The 21,228-nt window shown below is 36.3% G+C and carries 17 protein-coding genes; 3 read left to right on the top strand and 14 right to left on the bottom strand.

The window, feature by feature from the left end; all coding sequences use genetic code 11:
- Positions 1–2: 2 nt before the first annotated feature.
- Positions 3–941 carry a 4-(cytidine 5'-diphospho)-2-C-methyl-D-erythritol kinase gene (ispE, locus tag U5921_RS06915; RefSeq protein ID WP_324825732.1) on the bottom strand — a complete coding sequence of 313 codons (939 nt, stop codon included), beginning with the start codon at positions 939–941 and terminating at the stop codon, positions 3–5.
- A 304-nt stretch (positions 942–1,245) separates the two neighbouring features.
- On the opposite strand from ispE, the gene U5921_RS06910 reads away from it, so the two are divergent.
- Positions 1,246–2,016 carry a dimethylarginine dimethylaminohydrolase family protein gene (locus U5921_RS06910; RefSeq protein WP_324825731.1) on the top strand — a complete coding sequence of 257 codons (771 nt, stop codon included), beginning with the start codon at positions 1,246–1,248 and terminating at the stop codon, positions 2,014–2,016.
- A 107-nt stretch (positions 2,017–2,123) separates the two neighbouring features.
- Complete coding sequence (locus U5921_RS06905; protein WP_324825730.1) at positions 2,124–3,584, top strand: basic amino acid/polyamine antiporter; 1,461 nt, start codon at positions 2,124–2,126, stop codon at positions 3,582–3,584.
- Positions 3,585–3,827: 243 nt separating this feature from the next.
- Here U5921_RS06905 and U5921_RS06900 read toward each other — a convergent pair whose 3' ends face one another.
- From U5921_RS06900 to nhaC, 9 genes are all read right to left on the bottom strand, one after another.
- A complete protein-coding gene (locus U5921_RS06900) occupies positions 3,828–5,210 on the bottom strand; it encodes a Na+/H+ antiporter NhaC family protein (protein ID WP_324825729.1) in 1,383 nt (460 codons plus the stop codon).
- 136 nt (positions 5,211–5,346) lie between these two features.
- Positions 5,347–6,270, bottom strand: coding sequence for an agmatinase (speB, locus tag U5921_RS06895; protein WP_324825728.1), 924 nt, complete (start codon positions 6,268–6,270; stop codon positions 5,347–5,349).
- 234 nt (positions 6,271–6,504) lie between these two features.
- On the bottom strand, positions 6,505–7,878 hold the full coding sequence (locus U5921_RS06890) for a sigma-54 interaction domain-containing protein (protein WP_324825727.1): 1,374 nt from the start codon (positions 7,876–7,878) through the stop codon (positions 6,505–6,507).
- Positions 7,879–8,328: 450 nt separating this feature from the next.
- Positions 8,329–9,507, bottom strand: coding sequence for an acetyl-CoA C-acetyltransferase (locus U5921_RS06885; RefSeq protein ID WP_324825726.1), 1,179 nt, complete (start codon positions 9,505–9,507; stop codon positions 8,329–8,331).
- Between the two features lie 307 nt (positions 9,508–9,814).
- A complete protein-coding gene (locus tag U5921_RS06880; protein ID WP_324825725.1) occupies positions 9,815–10,753 on the bottom strand; it encodes a DUF2156 domain-containing protein in 939 nt (312 codons plus the stop codon).
- Positions 10,754–10,842: 89 nt separating this feature from the next.
- Positions 10,843–11,418 (bottom strand): isochorismatase family protein, encoded by a 576-nt coding sequence (locus U5921_RS06875; protein WP_324825724.1) that lies wholly within the window; start codon positions 11,416–11,418, stop codon positions 10,843–10,845.
- A 46-nt stretch (positions 11,419–11,464) separates the two neighbouring features.
- Positions 11,465–12,235 (bottom strand): 5'/3'-nucleotidase SurE, encoded by a 771-nt coding sequence (gene surE, locus U5921_RS06870; RefSeq protein ID WP_324825723.1) that lies wholly within the window; start codon positions 12,233–12,235, stop codon positions 11,465–11,467.
- Between the two features lie 219 nt (positions 12,236–12,454).
- Positions 12,455–13,597, bottom strand: coding sequence for an alanine racemase (alr, locus tag U5921_RS06865; RefSeq protein ID WP_324825722.1), 1,143 nt, complete (start codon positions 13,595–13,597; stop codon positions 12,455–12,457).
- Positions 13,598–13,688: 91 nt separating this feature from the next.
- Positions 13,689–15,143, bottom strand: a complete 1,455-nt coding sequence (gene nhaC, locus U5921_RS06860) for a Na+/H+ antiporter NhaC (RefSeq protein ID WP_324825721.1) — start codon at positions 15,141–15,143, stop codon at positions 13,689–13,691.
- A gap of 389 nt (positions 15,144–15,532) precedes the next feature.
- Here nhaC and U5921_RS06855 point away from each other — a divergent pair, with 389 nt between their 5' ends.
- On the top strand, positions 15,533–16,168 hold the full coding sequence (locus U5921_RS06855) for a GntR family transcriptional regulator (RefSeq protein ID WP_324825720.1): 636 nt from the start codon (positions 15,533–15,535) through the stop codon (positions 16,166–16,168).
- Between the two features lie 86 nt (positions 16,169–16,254).
- Here the strand turns inward: U5921_RS06855 and U5921_RS06850 are convergent, their stop codons facing one another.
- The 4 genes from U5921_RS06850 to U5921_RS06835 form a co-directional block, all read right to left on the bottom strand.
- On the bottom strand, positions 16,255–17,754 hold the full coding sequence (locus U5921_RS06850) for a trimethylamine methyltransferase family protein (protein ID WP_324825719.1): 1,500 nt from the start codon (positions 17,752–17,754) through the stop codon (positions 16,255–16,257).
- Positions 17,755–18,029: 275 nt separating this feature from the next.
- Positions 18,030–18,773, bottom strand: coding sequence for an NAD-dependent protein deacylase (locus tag U5921_RS06845; RefSeq protein WP_324825718.1), 744 nt, complete (start codon positions 18,771–18,773; stop codon positions 18,030–18,032).
- Between the two features lie 63 nt (positions 18,774–18,836).
- Entirely contained in the window at positions 18,837–19,637 is an 801-nt protein-coding gene (locus tag U5921_RS06840; protein WP_324825717.1) for a TIGR03915 family putative DNA repair protein, read from the bottom strand.
- Positions 19,621–21,060 (bottom strand): putative DNA modification/repair radical SAM protein, encoded by a 1,440-nt coding sequence (locus tag U5921_RS06835; RefSeq protein WP_324825716.1) that lies wholly within the window; start codon positions 21,058–21,060, stop codon positions 19,621–19,623. Before U5921_RS06835 ends, U5921_RS06840 begins: the two co-directional genes overlap by 17 nt.
- Positions 21,061–21,228 lie beyond the last annotated feature (168 nt).

Here is a 21,228-nt window from a genome sequence, read left to right as displayed (position 1 = left end):
TGTTATGACAAGGTTCTGATTAAATATGTATCTTCATTTTTTTTCTTACTATTAATATATGCTGTTTTTGCTTTATTTTTACTTGTATATAAAGAAAAAATAGTTGGACCGCTTCCGCTCATCAAAACTTGATAGGCTGTTTGAAAACTTTTTAAATAAAGTTTGGTCTCTAAAACGCTTGGATTCTTGTTCAACGTAACCGTCTCAAGAACATTAATCATATTTTTTTGTATTTTGTTTAAATTTCTTTCCTTTAATCCACTAATCAATTCGGTAGTATTTGGGTGGCATTTCACTTCATCCATAAGAAACGCATCATATACCGATTTTGTTGAAATATTAACGGGAGGTTTGGAAAGCAGAATCCAGCCATCTAGAGGTGGAAGCGGAGTAAGTTTTTCACCGATTCCTTCTGCAAATGCACAAGTAGATGCAAGCTCCTTCTCTCTTAATTGTAAATCTTTTCTTTTATATACCTGGCCCATAATACAAAAAGGAACATCTGCACCTAGTTTTACTCCAAGCTGCAAAAGATCCTGTAATTTTAAATTCAAATGCCAAAGCTGTGAAAGCGCAAGCATAACCGCTGCTGCATCGGCACTTCCTCCTGCCAACCCAGCAGCGATCGGAATTCTTTTCTCCAATTCAATGGCAATCCTGCAATTGGGGTTATAAATACTCTGCATTAAAGCAGCGGCTTTATACGCCAAATTTGCTTGATCTGTCAAAAGTCCCTCGCAGTTTGTCGTCACTTCAATCTGCTCGTTTTCTCTTTGCTCCGCTTTTTCATCCATAAGCGGGTAATATTTTACAGTAACGGTATCGTACAAATTCACTTGCTGCATAACCATTTCAACTTGATGATAGTTATTTTCCAATTTTCCCAATACATCTAGACAAAGATTAATTTTCGCATACGCTTTCATTGAAATTTCATTCATAGAAAACTCCTTTCTTACAAGGTAGTATAATCGTCCTCGATAAAAATTACAATCCACTCTAAAATAATTAAAAATGTATTTTTTCGCCACGAAAAGGTAATAATGCTTTAATATAAAAAGAATTATTCTTAATTAAAAAAATGAGATCAATCATTTCCTGCTTTCAAATAATTGATAATAATTTCTTAATTATAAAAAAATTTTGTGAAATCTATTGACAAAAAGTCGAAACGATATATAGTATATAATATACAATATATCGTAAATCGCATATGTGGAAAAAAATGTTTAGGGAGGACTAAATATGTTTAAAAATGTAATTGTAAAAAGACCTTGTAAAGCTATGGTGGAAGGAATTACATCTGCACCGGAATTAGGTAAACCAGATTATGAATTGGCATTAAAGCAGCACGACGACTATATAGAAGCTCTGAAGCAGTGTGGTGTTGCCGTTACAGTATTAGAAGCAGATGAGGCTTATCCGGATTCTTGTTTTGTAGAAGATACAGCTGTTATTACGAGAAAGTGTGCTATCATTTCCAACCCTGGTGCATTATCCAGAAGGAAAGAAGCAGAAGTCATGCTTCCAACAATTAAAAAGTTTTTCAGCGATGATAAGATTGAATATATCAAATCACCTGGTACGTTGGAGGGCGGTGACGTCATGATGGTTGGCGATCATTTCTACGTAGGACGCAGTGCCAGAACAAACGAAGAAGGAATTCGCCAGTTTATTGAAATTTTAGAAAAACATGGATTGACTGGATCGGAAGTTCCTCTTGAATTGGTTCTTCATCTGAAGACTGGTGTAAATTATATTGAAAACAACAACATGCTTGTCTCTGGGGAATTTATTACGAAACCGGATTTTGAAAAATTTAATAAAATAATAATTCCTGAAGATGAATCTTATGCTGCAAACTGTATTTGGGTAAATGATAAAGTCATTGTTCCTAAAGGTTACCCAACTGTAGAAAAAAGAATAAAAGAAGCTGGATATGATGTTATATTGGTAGATACTTCTGAATATAAAAAGCTCGACGGTGGTTTGTCTTGCTTATCCTTACGCTTTTAATTTAAACAGGTAATTCACCTGAAAATTCCTTGCCGAGGGTATGCAAAAATACCTTCGGCATTTTTTGTTGCCAAGCATTTGTGATTGATCGAATGGAGGATTTTAGTATGACGGATCAACAGCCTCAAAAAGAAAGCAAAGGTGACTTAGGCTTGCTTCGCTTAACAACCTTCGCAATTGGTACGACTTTGGCAAGCGGAGTATTCAGCATATCGGGAGATATGGCGGCAAATGGAGCAAACACTGCGGCTGTATTGGTCGGCTGGTTCATTTGTGGAATCGGTATGTTAGCACTGATGCTTTGCTTTTACGGATTAAATAAACATCGACCTGACCTAAGAAGTGGTGTTTACAGTTATGCCAGAGAAGGCTTTGGAGATTATATCGGCTTCAACTCTGCATGGGGATATTGGATTAGCGCTATGTTAGCCAACGTATCCTTTGCTACATTGCTCTTTGCTTCTATGGGTTATTTCTTTCCTATCTTCGGAACGGGAAACAATCTTATTTCTGTCATTTGCGCTTCTGCACTTATCTGGTTTACTGTCTTTCTTGTTCTTCGCGGTGTCAGTCAGGCTGCTACCATTAATGCAGTCGTCGTTATCGGTAAAATCCTTCCTATTATGGTTCTAATCGTTGCTATCGTCTTATCGAGGGCCTTTGATCCTAAAATTTTTATGGACAACTTCTTCGGCGAACCTGATGGATTGGGTTTTTTGGATCAAATAAAAGCGACTACCTATACGACTGTATGGGCTTTTGTCGGAATCGAAGGTGCAGTTGTTATTTCTGCAAGAGCGAAAAAATCAAAAGATGCCGGATCGGCAAGCGTTATTTCCTTTTTATGCTTACTTGCCATCTACATTATGATTTCTGTCTTAAGTATGGGCGTATTAACAAGAGGTGAACTTGCTGAATTAGGAAATCCTCCAATGGCTGGTGTCCTTTATCACGTTGTCGGTACATGGGGTGCTACTCTTGTAAATTTCGCCGTTATTGTTTCTTTAGCAGGTGCCACATTTTCTTACACTATCTTAGCGGCAGAATCTGCCTATGCTCCAGCGGCTCAGGGCTGTTTTCCAAAATTCTTTGCCTCTGAAAATAAAAAAAATGCACCCTTTGGTTCTTTAATTCTTTCTAATTTAATTATTCAAGTTTTTCTAATTATCGTTCTATTTAATGAATCAACCTACCAAGTCTTTTACACACTCTCTGCGAGTATGATTATGTTTCCTTACTTACTCAGCGGTATGTTTTATCTAAAGCAAATTTTACAAAGGCATGGTACGATCTCTCAATTAAGCCCGGGTGAGCTGGCAATTCAGCGAATCATTGCATTTACCGGTACCATCTACGGTGCATGGCTTCTATATGCCAGCGGAATGATCTACGTATTGATTACAGCCTTGCTTTATGCCCCAGGAACTCTCGTTTATATATGGAGTAAAAAAGAAAAAGGTGAAAAAGCATTTTCAACCTTACTTGACTTTGCGATCTTGATTGTAATTTTAATCATGTTTGTAATTTCTGCGATCTTAATTGCAAATCAAACGATCCAACCATTTTAAAATCTTATTATAAATGAAACCAACCATCTTTTTTTAGGCGGGATGAAAATTTTTTTCTCCTGCCTTTTTTAATGCACACTGGTACCGGTAAATTTAGTGTTATCTATGAAGCTCTCAATTTTTTTGTGAAAAAATAAAAAAACGGCCTCCGAAGAAACCGTTTTTTAGTTTAAAATTAGGCAATGATACCAGGAGGCGATTCGATCAGTCCTCCATAATTTGCTCTCAATTTCAATATATTTTTTAAATCACATATGCATAGCCAGCTATAACGAATAATATTAAGGACAGACCTGCACTTATCAGTCCATACGGCAACTGCGTTATCGCATGATCCATATTATCAACTTTTGATACAATAGATGAGAATACTGTTACATCGGCATAAAAACAGATATGAGCACCAAATGCAGCACCTGATACTATTGCAGCGATTAGTAATATCGGATTAGCAGCTATTGCTACACAAAGAGGTACTAATATCGTACCTGCAGCAACCGTAACTCCCCATGTACTTCCAGTCGCAAAAGAAAGCACACCACAAATAGCAAATGTAATTGCAGGTAGCAATGCTGGACTCATATATGGTTTTGCCACTTCTATGACAAAATCAGGTAAACCAATCTGTATTAATGTTGTTTTTACCATTAAAGCTGCAATAATTATTAATACCATAATTAGCATGTCATTTACACCTTTAAATGATGCTTCCATTAACTCATTCCAATTTGCTGATTTAGTTACTAGATACAGGACATATGAAGCTGCAATCGTGACCAATTCTGCCATAAGAACATCTCCTGTAACTATAGAAATAGTTACTAGTATTGCTACAGGTATTACAAAACATAATATCTTTACTAAGTCAGAACGATTATCCTCTTTTTCTGAACTACTATTTTCAGCATTGGTAGTATTTAAGTGATCGCTTGCATCAGAATATAGTTTTCCTGTTCTCTCAGCTCTCTCATATTCCTTTTTCATCGCACCTATAGGCGGTATAATATCCATAGCAACCAATAAGCAAATAATCAAAGCTATCCATCCATAAAACATAAAAGGTATAGCATTTAAATACATACCATATGCGGTTCCATAAGAACTTAATTCCTCAAATCCTCCAAATACGCTCTGATAAAATATTGCCCATGTAGTAATCGGTACAAGTATACAGAGGGGTGATGCCGTTGAATCCAATATATAAGCAAACATTACCCTTGGAACTTTGTTTTCATCGAATATTTTAGACATAGCTCCTCTTACACTTACACTTAAATAGTCATCTATGAAAAGTAACACGCCTAATATCCACATAGCAATTTTACTTTTCTTCTGTGTATTAGAATATTTAACTAAAATATTTGTAACTGCACTCATCGCTCCTGACATTTCCAAAAGTGCAATAACAACTCCAATTAAAGAGCTAAATGCGATTACCCAAATTGTATCTGGATCCGTACAAACTTCATAAATCAAATCTATAAATGGATAAACAAAATTCAATCCATGCATTATAATGTAAGCAACCACTACTCCCAAAAGTAGCGAAGAAGTTGTTTTTCTCGTAATTATTGCAACTGCTAGAATAACCAGAACTGGCACTAAACTTATAATTCCATACTCCATTTTTACCTCCTATATAATAATAACATAGTAAATTTTAAGTTTTATTTGATCTTTTATTTACTATAATTTATCTAGATGTTGTGGATTAACCAGTTGGCTTCATATAATTAGCCTACCTACTTCTATATATATTCATTTATTTTTTCTTATTTTTTTTCATATTGAATCCCCAACATTCAGTAATTATTCTTCGTGCTGCAAACATAGCATTTAGTGTGGAATCAAGAGGTGGCGCTACTTCTACGACATCCATTGCAATAATAGGCAATTTTTCAAATATTTTTTCTAAGAATATCAGCATTTCTCTGCTTGATAATCCACCAATTTGTAGTGTTCCTGTGCCTGCTGCATATGCTGGATCTAAACTGTCAATATCAACTGTCAGATACACTTTTTTAAATCTTTTCATTTCTTCTATGACTTCTTCTGCTACTTTTTCAATGCCTTTTTTGTAACATTCTTTTGCATTGTGTACGTTACATTTATTTTCGGCAAAGTAATTTATTTCATCTATTTCTAACGATCTAATCCCTACAAAAGAGATGCTTTCTGAATCAACCACATTTTTTAATTCTAATGCTCTTCTTTGCACAGCTCCATGAGAATATTTGTCTCCCCCCAATTCATCACACATATCAGGGTGTGAATCAACATGAATTATTCCAAAAGGTTCATCTACTGCTTTATCTATTCCTGCCTCAACAGGTATTGTTACTGAATGATCTCCACCAATCATAGTAAAGAATTTTTCTTTTTTAACTAATTCACATACATATTCCTCAACTTGTTTAAAAAGTTGTTCTCTGTCTTTTTCCAAAAAATCTCCTGCATCATGAATATTAAGTATATCCAATCGCTCACCGTCTTCAGTTACTTCTGTAGAATGAAGTGTATTTGCCCTTAAAACCGAAGGCGTTTCTGCCGCACCCTTTCTATAACTTACTGCTTCATCATACGGAATACCAAAAATGACTACATCTGCCTCATCTTCTGTGATATCCGGCTTATTCATACCACACCAAATTTTATTTGTTTTTGTAAGTTCGTCTTTAGTTAACATTTTTTTGCTCCTTTTCTCTAAAAAATATTTTGCAATTATTTGCAGTTATTAGTAGCGCAATATCTATGCCAACATGCTAAAGTATTAAATATTTGGTTTTATTCCTTAAATATGAATGTTTTTATCACATTCTTTATCTCTTAGTGATTTTTTTATATACAAAAAAATAAAAAAGGCAAAAAAAATTTTTACATTTTGTGCAATTTTTTTTGCCTTTTTTACAGAATACATATTTTATTTACTTAAATTATGCTTTGTCATCTTATAATTTAACACTTGCCTGCTAATACGTAATTTTTTAGCAGCTTCACTAATATTGTCTGAACTATTCAGTGCTGCTAATATTATATTTTTTTCGTATCTATTCATTAACTCCGAATAGGAGAATTGTTCTAGTATTTCTGCATTAAATTTTTCATCTTCGGAATTGCTTATGCTTGCGCCATACAAAATATAATCTGGTATTTCATTTACTGTAATACTTTCTCCGTTTATAACATTAAACCCATACTCAATAGCATTGCGTAACTCTCTTACATTTCCTGGCCATGAATAGTTTATAAGAATGTTTTCTGCAATATCACTTACTCCGATGACTCTTTTATGAGATTGCTGATTGAATATATTAATAAAATGTTTGATCAATAACGGTATATCATCTTTTCTTTCAGATAATCCTGGCAAATTAATTTGCACAACCCCTAAGCGATAAAATAAATCTGCTCTCATTTCACCACTTTCTACCAGATCAAATGGTTTTTTATTCATAGCCGAAATAATACGTACGTCAATTTTTATTTCCTTTTGACCACCGATTCTCCGAACCTTTTTTTCTTCTATTACTTTTAAGATTTTCCCTTGTAATACAATATCCATGGAATTTAGCTCATCAAAAAATAACGTCCCTCCATTAGCTAATTCAAACAAACCTTTCTTCTGCTCCGCACCAGTAAAACTCCCTTTTTCAGTACCAAATAACATGCTTTCAAACAAGTTGACGGGTATTGCAGAACAGTTTTGTGAAACAAACGGTCCTTTGCTTCGCAAACTATGCGTATGTATTGATTGTGCAACTAACTCTTTTCCTGAGCCTGTATCTCCTATTATCATGACCGTTGAATTACCTATTGAAACTTTTGAAATAAATTCTTTTATATCTTTCATTTTGGAATTATTCGTAATGATATCGTCCAATTGATACAGTCTTTCTTCTTTTTCATCGGAATTACTTTTACTACTGTCCCACTTTTTTCCATTTATTGACAAGATAGTTGTTCCTTCTATCATGCCCACGATTTTATCTCCATATTTTAGAGGATAGGCAGACGTAATGTATTTGAAAGTGTTATTGTTATAATCCGTAATAACCTGCAATTCATCTATTATTGATTTACCATATGTAATAACTCTCCAAAATGTACTTTTTTCTTTTTTTAAATCAGGATATACTTCAAATATATGTTTACCCGTATATCCTTCATTTATATGTTTGTTCATATTTTGATCAAATCGAACTGAATACTCTATAACTCCTTCAGCGTTAACAATCATCACCGCATCAAATTTCTCATATATCTCTTCCATTATTTCCAAATGTTTTGTTATCATAATCCGTTTCTCCTAAGACTACATTATGTCCTTCTTCTTTAAACTAATATCTCTTGTATCCATTTACAAGAGCATAATTCTATATGTACTTTATGACATTTTTCCCAAATTTGTATTATATACATGTAATCTATTTCAAATGTTTCACTATGTAAGCATATACTAAAAACGGTTAATTACAACAGCCTCTACTTTTAAGCCTTTTAATTGTTAGAAAATCTAAATAGAATATTCAAAAACTTTATTTCGTCTGTTTATGAAGCATAAGATGCCTCATCCTCATTATATTTGTTTTCTGCTTTTTAATCAACACCATTGTAGAATATGAAACAAATATGCTTCTTTCTATTGCCTTCTTAAAGGACAAAAGAAAAAAAGCATATTTTTTTTTATTAAAAAGGACCGTCTCAATTATTTTGAGACAGCCCCTTTTCACCTATAAGTAAGTATTTACATCTCTACGATTAATGCAGTTCCTTGACCTCCGCCGATGCAAAGAGTCGCTAAACCGGTATGTGCATTTCTCTTCTTCATTTCAAAGATCAGAGAAATTAAGATTCTTGCACCGGAAGCTCCGATCGGATGTCCAAGGGCAATTGCTCCACCGTTTACATTCAGCTTTTCTTCAGGAATCGCAAGATCCTTTCCTACTGCCAAGGACTGTGCTGCAAATGCTTCATTTGCTTCTACTAAGTCGATATTATCCATGGTAATACCAGCTTTTTCCATTGCTTTTCTAGAAGAAGGAATTGGTCCGATACCCATAATTGAAGGGTCTACACCAGCAGATGCATAAGACTTAATTGTGCAAAGGTAACTCAAACCAAGTTCATCTGCCTTTTCCTTAGACATAACAACCAATGCTGCACCACTGTCATTGATACCAGAAGCGTTCGCTGCAGTTACTACACCATCTTTTTTAAATGCAGGCTTTAATTTAGCAACCTTTTCTATCGTAGATCCAAACTTAGGGAATTCATCGGTATCGAATACGATTGGATCACCTTTTCTCTGAGGAATTTCAACCGGTACAATCTCATCCTTGAATTTTCCGGCTTTTACTGCTGCTTCTGCTTTATTCTGAGATTTTACAGAGAATTCATCAAGCTGCTCTCTTGTCAGACCCCACTGCTCTGCAACATTCTCTGCAGTGATACCCATGTGGTAACCGTTAAATGCATCTGTCAATCCATCATGTACCATCATGTCAATCATCTTCGTATCGCCCATTCTAGCTCCCCATCTGGAAGATGGAACAACATATGGAGCCATGCTCATGCTTTCAGCACCACCGCAAACGACAACATCAGCATCACCAGCCTTAATAATTTGAGCGGCAAGACTTACTGAACGAAGTCCAGATCCACAAACCTTATTAAGCGTCATTGCCGGTACTTCCTTTGGAATTCCAGCGCCCATAGAGATCTGTCTTGCAATGTTCTGTCCAAGTCCACCCTGAAGTACATTTCCAAGTACGACTTCATCAACCTGTTCCGGCTTAATTCCTGCTCTTTTGATTGCTTCTTTTACTGCAACAGTACCTAATGTTACAGCTGGTGTGGACTTCAGTGTTCCGCCAAAGCTACCGATTGGAGTTCTAGCTGCACTCACAATTACTACTTCTCTCATTTCATTTCCTCCTAAAATAATTTAATATTTATGCCTATTCATTCAAAAAACCTAAAATTTTTCGAATTATTTTGCATTGTAATTGTTATCATATCATTTTCCATTTAAAAAGACAATACCCCTAAGAGGCTATCAAGATATTCAAAAAACGACCTCTTTGCAATATATTTTAAGTAATTTTCACCTAATCTCCTTAATTTCTATTGCGTTAATCGATAAATATTTAACAAAGTTACAAATTTTTACGAAAACACTTTGAAAAATAATTTTGCAAAAACTAATAATCAAGACATAAAATTCCGAAATATTACAAATCCGCCTTAAAAACGCCAATATACTTTTCCACAAGCTTGATAGGATTATACGAAAGTTTTGCCTTACGCAATCCTAGAATCCCCATATCTTCTTCTCTATTAATATACTTTACTCTACAAGCTACGTTCTTTGAAAATTCATTGTTAATTGCCTGGTATAAACCTCTAAACTCAATATTTGCCTTCTCGACGTGTACCGTAACCGTTCTTTTTCCTAAATTTCCCCCGATGCTTAATGCTTCTATTTTATCATCAATCAAAATTGCTCCCGCATGGTAACCTACTTTTTCTAAATTATGAAATACATCTTTCATAGCCACTTCCTCCATGAGCAGAAGCTCACGTTCATGACCAGACAAATTCTTTCTTTCATTAAACTCCTTGATAAATGCTTCTGCCTTCTCTGCCATCGACGAAGTTAATGGTACATATTTATAGTCGTAATGATTTAAGAAATAATTTAAATGATTTCTTTTGCTGTGAAATTCTCTTCCAGAAAGCTGAATTAAGTCCTTAGTCAGATAAAGATAGTCATAATTTGCACGATCAGCAATAATCAGCATTTCTTTTGAAAATGCTGCTTTAATTGCTTCCATTATTTGAATGGGAACCAGACGCAGGGTACAGACAAACCCACATTCTTCAAATGCTTTTTTTGCTTCTAAGATAGAATACCTCAGACCTTCCGTTTCATAAAATCCGGTTTTGGTTAAAGGGGGAAGTAAAAAAGGCTCTTCTTTGTCTTCTTCCAACTGGCTCATCCCAGCAATACAAAGATAGTCTCCAAAAATCTCCCAGCTAAAGTAATTGATGTTTCTCCACATATAAAGAGAACTAAATGACAAGCCTGAGGTTTTATACTCATAGCTTCCAAGGTATTCCTCTAATATTTCTCTGTTTTCTAACGTAATCTTATTTTTAAATAAATACATACTCTCTCCCATTTTGAAAAACCCCCGCTGAATGCGTGGGTTTTTATCAGCTTATAATCTTGTCCTTCTCGTCACAATCGTGTACGATTTTATTTTATAATTGCCGAAATTCCTTTAAACCCGGCTTCCTTCGCGCCTCCGCACAATTCAAACAGCACGGATTCCATCGATGTAAAGACAGCACCGGCAGCAATCATGCGAAGCTGTGCATATTCTTTATCCATCACTTTTCTAGAAGAAATGCAATCACCTACAACGAATACTTGATACCCATTATCCAGTAAATCAAGCACGGTTTGCTCTACGCAGATATGGGATTCAATCCCTGTTACTAAGATCGTTTTTCTGTCTTGCTTTTTTATTTCAGCCGCAAAGTCTGCCTGCCGCATTGCACTAAAGCTTGTTTTTTCAAATGGTTCATATGCCTCAGTCTTCCCTGCAATCTCTTCTGTCAACGCCATATTAATCGAAGGAATTGTTTCTCCAAGGCCTTTTGTATATTGCTGTGTCACAAGAATGGGAACATCCATTGTTCGGCATCCCTTCACTAATTTTACCATGGCTGCTTCCAGTGCTTCTTTTTCATTCATCACAGGCATCAACTTTTCTTGAAAGTCAATTGCAACCATAAGCGCTTCTTCTTTTTTTATTTTTTTCACTTCCATCAGTCTCTCCTTTATCTATCGAATTTTTAATCATAAAATTACTCTATTATAAAAAAAGCGGATGCTTTTTCATCTCTTCCAGAATTCTATAATTTGTCAAGTCATGCTGTAACGGCGTCACCGTAATATAGCTTTGCTCATGTGCTGCTACATCTACATCTTCTGATAAGCCTTTATAAGTCAAAGCTTCCCCTGAATATTGATATAAAATCGTTCCGCCTTCATTTTTTATTGGGTTAAAATGGTCAGCATACTCACGCTCACCCAATCTTCCAAGCCGGATTCCTTTAATCTCCGCTTCTGGTAAGTCTGGTATGTTAACATTTACAATGCTATGTTCATCCAATGATTCTAGAGCAAAGTCTAGCATGCGAACTGCAATCTCATGACAGCTTTCAAAATGTTTCGGATGATGGCTGCAAGAAGAAATCGCAATAGACGGTTTTCCGCATAAAACCCCTTCCATAGCTGCTGATACAGTCCCAGAATATAAAGTGTCCGTACCTAGATTTGCTCCATGATTAATCCCAGAATAAACAAGATCCATTTCAATTCCCAATGCACGAAAAGCACGTAATCCCAGCTTTACACAATCAGCTGGCGTCCCAGAGCAAGAGTACGCTTTTTCTACTCCCTCAAAGTCCCACTCTTTTAAGAGTAAAGGCTCCGATACTGTAATTCCGTGACCGGAAGCCGTTCTTTGGCGGTCAGGAGCACAAAGGTAAATATTCACATCGCTCCGCGTTCCAAGTGCTGTGACCAGCTCTCGAATTCCCTGCGCTTCGATTCCATCATCGTTTGCAACTAATACATTCATTTTATCACTCCATTTATATCATTCTACTTTATAGTCATTATTATTTTTATATATAATTATTTTTATATATTTTTTTATTATACCATAAATTTGTATATCTAAAACTAAAACATCAATCATTCTTATTTGTATTCAGTTTTTGCGATAATAGGAAGCATTGATTCTCTCCGTTTAAATAATTATTTCTTAGAAGTCCCTCAACACCTAGCACGGCTATCTTTACTCGTAAATTCGTGCGACCCTCGGTCCAATTGTTCCAAACAAATATTCAAAAGTATTTCCGGTAAGCTGTTCGATCTCCCACGTACGAATTCTCTCATTACCATCTTGTCCAATCAAAGTGACAGACTGTCCAAGTTCACACGGTATATCCGTTACATCTATAAACGATTGATCCATGCAACAGCCTATAAATCTAGTGCGTTTTCCACTGACTAAAACAGGGCCTTGCCCCTTCATCCATTCCGGACAAAAACCATCTGCAAATCCGATGGATAGAGTCGCTACTTTCATAGCTTTTTCGGCTTTAAAATATTGATTGTATCCAACGCTTTCATTTGGCATCACATCATGAATATTAGTAATAAAAGTGCGAATCTCCACAGGTTCTTCCAGTCCAATCGGCTCGCTTCCATCTTCCATTGCTATATGCCCTAAGACAGAAGAGCAGGAACGGACATGTGTCCCATAAGCTTCCTTGAACCATGCAATTGCGGCAGAATTGCAACAATGTATATATTTTAAAGAAACACCATGTTCTTTCATTTGATTCACACCTTCTTGAAATTTACGATGCTGTTCCAAAGCAAATAGATTGTTAGCTCGAACGGTCGAACTGGCAAAGTGCGTGTAGGCACCTACAATCTCTACATTATTTAAGTCATCTACATAAGATAGAAGCTCCGAAAGTGTCTTTCCCGGCTTGACTCCAAGTCGATTCATTCCAGTCTCTACCTTTATATGTACCTTTATAATTTCACCTGCTTTTCGTGCCGCAGCATTTAATTTTTGTGCTGTCACTTTATCGAACAAAGGAATTTGCAAACGGTATTTAACTGCAATCGGAATGAGATGTTGTGGGATTCCTCCAACAATTAAAATCTCGCATAATATGCCAGCTTCTCTCAGCTGCACTGCTTCGTAAATCGCCGCATTCGCTAGTAATTTAACATGACAGCGTTCTTCAAAAATTTTAGCTATAGGTACTAGCCCATAGCCATAAGCGTTTCCTTTCAGAACAGGAATGATTTCTACGTCTTTTCCAATATAATTTTTTACTTTATAAAAATTTTCAACTATTTTTTCAGTATCTACTTTAAAGTAAGAGTTGCAATATCCTATTTTATCTATGTATTGATCCATAAAATCCAACCTCTTCTTCCATTCTTATAAGAAAAAAAGCAGACACTCTGATGGAGTGTCTTACTTTATCAAAGGGCCTCATTTTGACTATTTACTGAACAGCTTTTGCAGCAAGCTCCGCATCCAGTTTTCTCTGTTCCAATATCTCTTGATACTCTTCATCAGACATTTTTTCCATTGTAAATCCGAGGAAGCCATACAGTGTTGATATTAATGGATTAATCCAATTTAAAACAGCATACGGTGCATATGCCGCAGTAGGAACTCCTAAAAAGCTTTTCATCGTGGCACCGCATACATTCCAAGGAATCAGCGGAGAGGTAAGCGTAGCAGAATCTTCTAAGCATCTGGAAAGATTTTTCGCCTTTAATCTTCGATCTTCAAATGCGGTTCGGTACATTCTACCCGGTAAAATAATTGCTAAGTACTGGTCAGCTGTAATCATATTGACAAGAATACAAGAGCAGATCGTAACCGCTACTAAAGAGCCCGTATTTTTTGCGATTTGCAATACCTTCTCTGCAATGTCGTTTAACATGCCTGTTGCTTCCATGACTCCGCCAAAAGACATGGAGCAAAGAATTACACTGACTGACCACAACATGTTGTGAAAGCCTCCTCCACCAAGAAGATCCGCAACCATATAATCAGCATTCAATTGCACCTCACTGATGGAATTATATCCATAATGCATGGTTGGAAACCAATCAGCAATTGAAATTCCCTGTACAAAAGTCATGCAGGCAAGCCCGACAAAAATTCCGATGTAGATTCCAGGCAAAGCTGGAATTTTTAAAACTACTATTACAATTAAAATCAGTATCGGCAATAATAACAATGGACTGACCGTAAACTCATTTAAAATTTCACTTTGCAGCAAATCTGCCTCTGTGACCGAAACATGGGCTCCAGCGGTACCTCTTCCTATAACTGCATATACGACCAATGCAATCAGCATAGAAGGCGTAACTGTGAATGCCATATGTCTGATATGATCAAAAAGATTTGTACCCGCAATAGCAGGTGCCAGATTTGTCGTATCGGAAAGAGGAGACATCTTGTCTCCAAAGTAAGACCCTGCAACAACCGCTCCCGCAGTCATAGCGGGATCCACACCAAGTCCAATGGATACGCCAATCATTGCAACACCAATTGTTCCTGCTGTCGTATACGAACTTCCAAGACACAAGGATACAATCGAGCATAAAATACAAACAGAAACTAAGAAAATAGAAGGGTTTAAAATATTTAGTCCATAGTAAATCATAGAAGGAATAATACCGCCAGCCTTCCAAGTTGCAATGAGTATTCCTACTGATAATAATATAATACTTGCTTGCAAAGAACGGCTGATAGCAGAAATCATACCTCTTTCCATAAATGACCATTTCCAGCCATTTAGTGCACCTACTGCCGCAGCTATAATTGCCGCCATAATCAGAGGCATGTGGGATTCACCATAACTAAATACAATGGAATAAATAATAACACCTAAAGATAATACAACTACTAGAAAAGTTTGCCAGATAGGAATTTTTCTACCCATTTTTTGTCCTCCCAAAATAAAATAGTAAAATAAGAAGATAATTTTGTTTATCAAGGCCCTATGTATAGCTCATTCTATCAATTGGATACAGAAAAGTCAATGAATTCTGAAAATATAAAAATACGTAAATACATAAAATACAATAATACAAATAGGTCTAATGTTTCAAAAAACAGTGAAGTCCTCAGAATTATAAATCCTAAGGACTTCACCAAATTTGGGTAAATAGTAAACACATAGTATGGCAAATCTATGTAATAATTACTATGAATATAAGTATATATGTATACTTTGTATTCGTCAAGTGTTTTATAATCGCCTTATATTGCGCCTATTCTTCTTTTATGATATATTATTTACAATACATATATATAAAAGGGGATACTGATATGGATTCATCCTTAAGAAATTTAGCAACAAAAATGATTTTAGAGAAAATACAGCGCGGTGACTTTGCGGCGGGCGACATCATCTCGGAATCTGAAATCTGCAAAATATTAAATATCAGCCGAACACCGGCAAGAGAAGCATTAATTGAACTTGTGGCAAATGGCGTTTTGGACAAAATACCCAGAAAAGGGTATCAAGTTGTAAATACCAGCCATAAACAAAAATTAGATGCTTACATCATATTGGCTGATCTTGATGCTTTAGCAGCAAAACAAGCTTGTTCCATGATAACGGAACAAGATATTCTCCATATGCAAGAATTGGTCGATCTGATTGATATTGCAATAAAATATAGAAATTATGTGTCTTATTGTGAACTGCAGGAAAAATTTCATCAAGTTTACATTAAACGTGCCGATAATCTGCTTCTTTCCCGTATGCTGGATGAAATCAAATCCAGTGTCTTACGTTACACTTATTTTAGCGAAGATGCAGACGCACAATTTGACATCTGCAAATTAATGAATGAAGAACACAGAAAAATCATCCAACTTTTCCAAGAAGGTGATGCCAATGCGGTAAGTGACTATTTAGAAAATACGCATTGGGCGACAAAAGACTATGAGCTTATTTAATTTTTCTAAAATACAAATGGACACCTTCGGGTGTCCATTTGTATTTTAGAAAATAAATAAAGATAGAAAGAATTATACTTCTTGTATTAAGCTTCGTTGCATTTCGCAATTAATTCTTCTGCTGTTTCCCTGCTTAATCCTGCCTCTAAACATACTTCAATAAATGCTTTATCCAAATTTTCTTCCTGCTGTTTGGATAACACGATGCCTGGAAGTAACTTGATCCGATCAGCTTCTTCTTTTGCCTTTTCAAAAATACTTTTTCCTCCATCCTTTTTCCAGCTCGCTCTCTCTTGATAATTCATAACCAAGTTATCATAATTATGCTCTTTTTTAAACCATTTTAATGTATGTTTTTCTTTCATATAATTCCCGGCAGGACCCACTTTACAAATCAATTCATTTGCCAAAGTCGTTTCGTTAAAGGTAATTCCTTTTGCAAAATGTTTTAAAGTGCCAATGTATTCTGCATCCATAATCAGCTTTTCCACACTCATCTCTGCGATGACATTTAATCCTCCTGCACCGGAAATGTTATCAATTCCCAACTGAAGTGCAAGCAAGCCACTTCTTGCAGTCTCACTTCCTGCCTGATAATCAATTTCTTTTGAATCAGATAAAGCTGCATACGTATGGGTCGGAAGTCCGTAATATTTTCCCATTAGAGCATAACCTGCCGTGATCATATTTGATTCCATCGCAGCCATTGGTGTATACATGGTACGCATATTAAAAATGCATGGTGCACCTCCATAACTAACAGCAGTACCCGGCCGAACAATTTGTGCCAAAATCAGACCAGATAAAAGCTCTACGGTATGCTGTAAAATACATCCAGCGATACTAATTGGACCGGTAGCACCTGCAATTTGAGCAGAGATCAATTCAATTGGTATATTTCGCTTTGCACAATCAATAATATTTTTTGCTCCAATATGCGACCAGGTCATTGGAGATGTCACGCAGATATCAAATATGCTGTAAGGTTTCTCTAGTACATTTTTTTCACTTCCAAGTACTGCTTCTAACAATTTAAACGTGCGAGGAACACCCAGTACATCGGTTGCACCTCCTATAATCGGTTTTGTTGAATATTTCATTTCAGTATAGTACAGATATTGAGAACCCAAGTCTCCCGGAGCTTCTTCACAAACGACAGAGGAAGATACAAAATCGATCTGCGGCAGGTGCTGTGCTACCTTCGTAATTAACTTTAAATCTGCTACCGTAGAAGGTCTGACTGTTTTCCCGTCATCGGCTAGCACAAGCCCCGAGCAGCTCCCAGGATTAAACCTGCTTTGAGAATCACCGAATTTACAATAATAATTTCCGTCCCTGTCGTATAAATCAAAAGAGCTTGGTGCCATTTGAATGCATCTTTCAATTAATTCTCTATGAAATTTTACTCTTTGTGCGTTTCTCTCTACTACGCAGCCAGCCTCTTCGAGAATATCCAACGCCTCTTCACAGGCAAAGGCGACTCCGGCGCGTTCAAGAACATGAATCGCATTCTCATGCATCTGCTCAATTTCGGAGTTTGATAATATTCTTAATTGCGGCAACGATTCAAATGTAAATTTACTCATAAATTCTCATATCCTCCTATGATGTTTGTTGTATTCATATATATAAAATATACTTTAATCAATACAAAGTCAATAGAACAATCATCAATACATTGTATTTATATTATTTTCGTTTAAATTCCAATGTTTATTTTAATAATTATTATTGCATTTCGTTTGCGTATACAGTATTCATAAATTAATTTAAGGATTCTTTTAGCTTTAGCGCCGTTTTTTCTGCACAACAAAAAAAAGTGGCAAAGCCACTTCTTTTAACTTTTATAAAAAATTTTATGTTATTTTAACGCCTCCACGCATGTGCCTAGAACTTCTCCAATCGCCTCATGGATAACAAGAGTCGCCCTGTGGTCCTGTTCAGTCATGGATTTATTAATTAAAACTAGATTCTCCCCATTAAAATATCGAATCAATCCGGCTGCCGGATACACCACTAACGATGTACCCCCTATGATTAAGGTATCGGCTTTTGAAATTGCATCAACTGCCCCATAAATACACGTCTCGTCAAGCGGTTCCTCATAAAGTACGACATCCGGCTTTACAACCCCTCCGCATTTCTCACAAATCGGGACCATTTTTTTACAATGTGCTTCATCCATAATATAAGATAAGGAATAAGAAGCTTTGCACTTCGTACAATGATTCCGCAGCACCGACCCATGCAGTTCATAAACAGTCTTGCTTCCTGCCAACTGATGCAGTCCATCGATATTTTGTGTCACTACCGCTTTTAAACGACCTTGCTCCTCTAATTTTGCCAAGGAATTATGGGCTTTATTCGGTTTTGCTTCTGTATAAATCAAATTGTTTTTATAGTAATCATAAAAAGTATCTGTATGTGTTGAATAGAAAGTATAGCTAAGCATTTCTTCTGGAGCATATCCATATTTTTGCTTGGTATGATATAATCCATTTTCCGAACGAAAGTCCGGAACACCGCTTTCAGTAGAGACGCCCGCCCCTCCAAAAAACACAATATTTTTACTGTTCTCCAAAACTTTTTTCAGCTCTTTGTACATTCCGAACCCCTTTCAAAACTTGCTTGTATTTATGTTCATTGTATCATCTTTTTTTTAGCAGAATCAAGGATACGAATGAAATTCGGTAAGATTTTTCCAATAGCGCACCGGCATACATCGTTTTTGACAGTCTGCATTGGTCCTCTCTGTAATTGCAATGGAATTAAAATACTTTTTCCATAATTTGCGGTACTCCAATTCATCCTCTGACACAGCATAAGTAAGCTCTTTCCTTAAATGCCCTAAATACCAATCACCATTTTGACAGAAAAGTGCCTTTTCCCTTTTTATATCATGCATGATAAACGTTTCTTCGGGGAACCGCTGTGCAAAATGGTCTGCAATTAATTCTAAGATATTATGATCCGGTTCAATCGCTGAATATAAAATATGCCTTCCTGCATCCGAACTTATGTCTTTTTCTTTGTCTTTTTCTTTGTCTTTTTCTTTTTTGCCTTCAATTGCAGAGAAACGTACCAATCCCAATAATCTGTGCTGTTCCGCAGCAACCTTATGCTCCAGTTGCTGAACTTGATAAACCACGGTTTCGGAATGAAGTGCATCCACCTTTTTTCCAATCCGAAAGCCCAATACTAAATAGTTCAAAAGCTTGGTTTCTTTTTGTATATCATTCGAAAGAAATGCTTTATAAACACGTTGTAAGGAAGCATTGGATATTTTATTTTGAATTGCTTTATAAACTTTCTCTGCCTTTTCTGCTTCCGTTTCCACAATAAAAAAAGGTTGGAGCATCGTCCTTTGATAATGATTCTCCGGATAAATTCCTTCTGCTCGTTTTTTATAATAATGTGCATAAATACAACACAGAAATCCTTCGAAGCTTCCGTCATACAAGTAATCCACGTGCCGCCTCCTTTGGCTCATATAATAGATTTCTCCGCTCACTTCCAAATAAGCTCAGCTGCTCTTCTTTTTCTCTTGGCAGCAATCCACTTCTAATTTTCTCTTGTGAGAGCATTCTTTCTCTTATGCATTCGGATGCAATATCCCCTGCACCATAATATTTTCCGTTGCAGGTAATAAAATACCTTGCCCGTTTTACCACTACGCCTATTTTTTTTAAGTCATCAAAGGTTACTGCACCAAGCCTTCTTTGTCTTACGATCCGCATTGCAGATATATTTCCCACTCCGGGAATCCTCAGCAGCTCTTCCATTGATACCTTATTGATTTCAAGTGGAAACAGCTCTAGATGCCGAAGTGCCCAAGTTACCTTAGGGTCTAATTCTAAATCAAAAAATGGACTGTCTTCATCCAGCAGCTCTTCTGCTGAAAAACCATAGAAACGCAGGAGCCAATCTGCCTGATACAATCGATGCTCCCGCAAAAGTGGAGGAGGTGTAAGAAGTGCAGGCAACTTTGAAGAAGAAACAACGGGTATATAGGCCGAAAAATAAACACGTTTCATTTGAAATTTTTTATAAAGGCTCTCTGACATTCTTATGATCTGCCGATCGCTTTCCGGGGTCGCACCAATAATCATCTGCGTTGTTTGACCTGCCGGAGCAAAACGATGTAAACTTCCTTTATCATAAGGAACCATTCCATATTTTGCTTCCTGCTCTCGTACCGCTGTCGGCAAAGCCATACCGTTTAAAAGATAGTCGTTTCCCTGCTTTAGCTTTGAAAAACGATTTCCTGCTCCTTTTAGGCTTTTTTGTTCTTTCATCGTATTTGTAATTTGTCTCATAGGTGTCAATATCCCCGCCGCTTTCTTCTGCGGGGCCAATATTGCTAAACTTTCTTTTGTAGGAAGTTCAATATTTACACTTAAACGATCTGCCTGCATTCCGATTTGCCGTACCAACTCAGCAGATACACCTGGAATAATCTTTGCGTGAATATAACCTGAAAATCCATATTTTTCTCTCAGCAAAGAAAGCGCTTTTAGTATCCGCTCCGCCGTATAATCTGGAGAAACTTCAACCGCAGAGCTTAAAAACAAGCCTTCAATATAATTCCTCTTGTAAAACTCTATTGTTAGCTTCGCAAGCTCCTCTGGCTCAAACGAAGCACGTTGTACATCCGCAGAACGCCTGTTCACACAATATTCACAATCATAGACACAACGATTTGAAAAAAGAATCTTTAATAAGGAAATACACCGCCCATCAGCAGACCACGAATGACAGATTCCGGAGACTGCGGCAGTTCCCATTTTATTGGTTTTCGTGCGGTCTGCCCCGCTGCTGGAACAAGATACGTCATACTTCGCACTATCTGCTAAGATTTTTAATTTTTCTAACATAACATCCAAACCAGGCATCGCTTTTTCCTTCTCTCTTTTTAAATACTCTTTTTCCGTTCAATAAAACGTTTGTTCTATTTATTATATCCAAATCAGAACAAATGTTCAATTCCTTTTTATGTATTTTACTTCTTTTTATCTTCATCTTTTTAGTTGAAATAAGCCATTATTTCTCTTTTTTAAGAG

Source organism: Sinanaerobacter sp. ZZT-01 (assembly GCF_035621135.1).
Lineage (GTDB): Bacteria > Bacillota > Clostridia > Peptostreptococcales > Anaerovoracaceae > IOR16.
This window is presented reverse-complemented; position numbering and strand designations above follow the sequence as displayed.

What these genes read in the sequence shown, in the direction of transcription:
- surE (WP_324825723.1), bottom strand. Translation starts at nt 12,235, where the DNA reads ATGAATGTATTAGTTGCAAACGATGATGGAATCGAAGCGCAGGGAATT.
- U5921_RS06900 (WP_324825729.1), bottom strand. Translation starts at nt 5,210, where the DNA reads ATGGAGTATGGAATTATAAGTTTAGTGCCAGTTCTGGTTATTCTAGCA.
- U5921_RS06910 (WP_324825731.1), top strand. Translation starts at nt 1,246, where the DNA reads ATGTTTAAAAATGTAATTGTAAAAAGACCTTGTAAAGCTATGGTGGAA.
- nhaC (WP_324825721.1), bottom strand. Translation starts at nt 15,143, where the DNA reads ATGGGTAGAAAAATTCCTATCTGGCAAACTTTTCTAGTAGTTGTATTA.
- speB (WP_324825728.1), bottom strand. Translation starts at nt 6,270, where the DNA reads ATGTTAACTAAAGACGAACTTACAAAAACAAATAAAATTTGGTGTGGT.
- U5921_RS06905 (WP_324825730.1), top strand. Translation starts at nt 2,124, where the DNA reads ATGACGGATCAACAGCCTCAAAAAGAAAGCAAAGGTGACTTAGGCTTG.
- U5921_RS06855 (WP_324825720.1), top strand. Translation starts at nt 15,533, where the DNA reads ATGGATTCATCCTTAAGAAATTTAGCAACAAAAATGATTTTAGAGAAA.
- U5921_RS06850 (WP_324825719.1), bottom strand. Translation starts at nt 17,754, where the DNA reads ATGAGTAAATTTACATTTGAATCGTTGCCGCAATTAAGAATATTATCA.
- U5921_RS06875 (WP_324825724.1), bottom strand. Translation starts at nt 11,418, where the DNA reads ATGGAAGTGAAAAAAATAAAAAAAGAAGAAGCGCTTATGGTTGCAATT.
- U5921_RS06880 (WP_324825725.1), bottom strand. Translation starts at nt 10,753, where the DNA reads ATGTATTTATTTAAAAATAAGATTACGTTAGAAAACAGAGAAATATTA.
- alr (WP_324825722.1), bottom strand. Translation starts at nt 13,597, where the DNA reads ATGGATCAATACATAGATAAAATAGGATATTGCAACTCTTACTTTAAA.
- U5921_RS06835 (WP_324825716.1), bottom strand. Translation starts at nt 21,060, where the DNA reads ATGCCTGGTTTGGATGTTATGTTAGAAAAATTAAAAATCTTAGCAGAT.
- U5921_RS06885 (WP_324825726.1), bottom strand. Translation starts at nt 9,507, where the DNA reads ATGAGAGAAGTAGTAATTGTGAGTGCAGCTAGAACTCCAATCGGTAGC.
- U5921_RS06845 (WP_324825718.1), bottom strand. Translation starts at nt 18,773, where the DNA reads ATGTACAAAGAGCTGAAAAAAGTTTTGGAGAACAGTAAAAATATTGTG.
- ispE (WP_324825732.1), bottom strand. Translation starts at nt 941, where the DNA reads ATGAATGAAATTTCAATGAAAGCGTATGCGAAAATTAATCTTTGTCTA.
- U5921_RS06890 (WP_324825727.1), bottom strand. Translation starts at nt 7,878, where the DNA reads ATGATAACAAAACATTTGGAAATAATGGAAGAGATATATGAGAAATTT.